Annotated in this window: 1 protein-coding gene and 1 pseudogene; both read right to left on the minus strand. The window is 37.6% G+C overall.

Features of this window, described 5'->3' with window-relative positions; translation table 11 throughout:
* Window positions 1-686, minus strand: a pseudogene (locus V5N63_RS03435) (arginine decarboxylase); the annotation flags it as partial.
* 144 nt (window positions 687-830) lie between these two features.
* A complete protein-coding gene (locus V5N63_RS03440; RefSeq protein ID WP_332032843.1) occupies window positions 831-1478 on the minus strand; it encodes a thiamine diphosphokinase in 648 nt (215 codons plus the stop codon).
* Window positions 1479-1527 lie beyond the last annotated feature (49 nt).

Genomic DNA, 1527 nt, shown 5'->3' on the forward strand with positions numbered 1-1527 from the left:
ATTCCGGTGTTGATGAAAAAGTGAAGCATTTTCAACCTTGCATTGGGATGTTCCGCAATTTTCTGGCTGTAATACGGGATGATGTCTTTGTAACCAATTCCTAATCTGGAAGTATAAAATTCAAATTTCGGCTCTTCCTCTGAAGCGATTCGGATGCCGATATTGAAAGTGGAATCGATACTTTCCGTCAGTTTATCAAGTTCGCGGTAATTATCAAGAATCGGGATAATGTTTTGAAAACCGCTGTTAATTAAATCTGAGATTTTCGCCAGATAATCGTCGGTTTTAAATCCGTTACAAATCACCTCAACGTCTTTGCCGTACTTGCCTTTTTCGTAAAGCGACCTGATGATATCCATATCATAAGCTGAGGAGGTTTCCAGAGAAATATCGTTTTTCAACGCCTCTTCTACTACAAAAGCAAACTGGCTCGATTTTGTACAATAGCAATAAGTATAGCCTTTTTTATAATCGTTCTTTTCAATAGCTTCTTTAAACCAGGCTTTCGCACGCTGAATATTGGTGGAAATTTTTGGCAGATAATTAAACTTCAAAGGCGTACCAAACTTTTCGACGACCTCCATCAAAGGAATATCATGAAACTGGAGCGTATTTTCCGAAACGTTGAATTCTTCGGTTGGAAAGTACAAAGTCTGATCGATAAGTTCTGAATATTTAATTTTCATTATTGGGTAATCGTAATTAAGTGTTAAAACTGCAAAGTTGGTAAAAAAAGTTGGTTTTCAGCGAAAAATTAAGGAGTTTTTGGAGTTCGATGCTCATCATAGAAAAATGAAAATCACAAAACAAAAATAAGCAGGGATTTAAGATTAGTGCGCGACAAATACGACCAGATCACCTTCTTCGTAATGTATAATCACCGTTTCTTCTGCAGCGAAATTTCTGGTACCGATTCTCTTTGAAAGGTCCAGATTTTCGTTTGTCAGCGGCCAGTTTAAACCTTCAGTAGTAATATTCTCTGTAACCGGAAAAGGATAAAGCGAAACTGTTTTTCCTTTCACATTTTCTAAAACCAAAGTTTTAGGTGCGAAAAAATAGGTTGAAAACTCATCAAAAAAAGTGATTTTCAATTCATTTTTAAAGAGGAAAGCTACGGTTAAGTTTCCGAGAAAATGATCCATTTCGCCGCCGCTTGCACCATAAACATCAACTGTTGAGATGCCTTTCTCCCGGATGATTTCTAAAGATTTCTGGAAATCTGTTTTATCCTGATCGGGCGTGAAAATAAATTTTTCATCGTAAAGCACCTCATCACTTCCGGTATGCGAATCGAAATCACCGGAAATAAAGTCGAGCTTTTCCAGCGGAAAATTCTTCTCTTTTAAATAGTGAAAAGCCCCGTCGGAACTGGCAATAAGCGAATAACCAGCGATATCGGGAAGATCTTCGGGCGGTATCCCGTTAATAAAAAGCAGGGCTTTATCGGTCATTGGGATTCCAGTATTCTTCGGATTCATTATTGATTTTCGACATATATCTTGCCAACACAAAAAGGTAATCCGAAAG

The organism is Kaistella sp. (assembly GCF_032060305.1).
Lineage (GTDB): Bacteria > Bacteroidota > Bacteroidia > Flavobacteriales > Weeksellaceae > Kaistella > Kaistella yananensis.